Below are 1,063 nucleotides of genomic sequence, written 5' to 3' on the forward strand. Positions count from 1 at the left end.
AGGCTTTTTTCTATGTCGGCATGATTCAGATCCTCCTCAAACGTCTCGCTTAACTTCTCAAACACGCTCTAAAAACCTTTGCAGCTTTAGCTTCAAAACCTCTGAAACCCTTTTAGGGATTGAAACCGATCGCACACGCTGACCCATCCCGAATTTATCAAAGCTTCAAAACCTCTGAAACCCTTTTAGGGATTGAAACAAGATTTCAACGTAGGCAAAATGGCGAGTGTAGTGCTTCAAAACCTCTGAAACCCTTTTAGGGATTGAAACTTTGTAGGCGATCACAATGAAGATAAATCGGCTGCTGGCTTCAAAACCTCTGAAACCCTTTTAGGGATTGAAACTTTGAAATAGCTGAACACAAGCACTTTTTCACCGTGCTTCAAAACCTCTGAAACCCTTTTAGGGATTGAAACCTGCATTTGTGAATTCTCTGTTCGGAGCTTTGGGCTTCAAAACCTCTGAAACCCTTTTAGGGATTGAAACACGACGATTATCCTTAATAGCACCCTCAAAATGTGGCTTCAAAACCTCTGAAACCCTTTTAGGGATTGAAACATATATTTTCACCGTGAATAGAAATAAGAACTTGAGCTTCAAAACCTCTGAAACCCTTTTAGGGATTGAAACCTCCTTTGGTGTATGCAAAAAAAAGAGAAGAGATGCTTCAAAACCTCTGAAACCCTTTTAGGGATTGAAACTTTAGCCTCCCTATCGCCAAGTGAGAATACTCGCTTGGCTTCAAAACCTCTGAAACCCTTTTAGGGATTGAAACTAAATCATGAGCTAACTCTAGGTAGGGCTTGCTGAAAAAGAGACTAAGCGGAAAGTGGTAGGTAAAGAGGAAGAGAGTAACACTTTGACTGTCTCCTAGGAAATAACCAAGAAAGAGAACTAAATGTAAAGAGTTGTTTCCCAGAAGGAAGAACCAAGAGTTGCCAGCAAAACATAAGCAAAGAAAAACAGAAAAAAACAAGCCGCTTGAGCAGCAATTCCAAATTCATCACCAAGAAAGTGATAGCGATCGCGGTTTCCGAAGTATGAGCCAATTTCGTCATGACGC

Annotated in this window: 1 pseudogene and 1 CRISPR repeat array; the pseudogene reads right to left on the bottom strand. The window is 40.8% G+C overall.

Annotated elements, in window-relative coordinates:
• Positions 1-89 precede the first annotated feature (89 nt).
• A CRISPR array of direct repeats spans positions 90-775; the repeat unit is 37 nt; unit sequence GCTTCAAAACCTCTGAAACCCTTTTAGGGATTGAAAC.
• Positions 776-818: 43 nt separating this feature from the next.
• Positions 819-1,063: pseudogene (locus PSE7429_RS25380) on the bottom strand (IS5 family transposase); the annotation flags it as partial.

The organism is Pseudanabaena biceps PCC 7429, assembly GCF_000332215.1.
GTDB lineage: Bacteria > Cyanobacteriota > Cyanobacteriia > Pseudanabaenales > Pseudanabaenaceae > Pseudanabaena > Pseudanabaena biceps.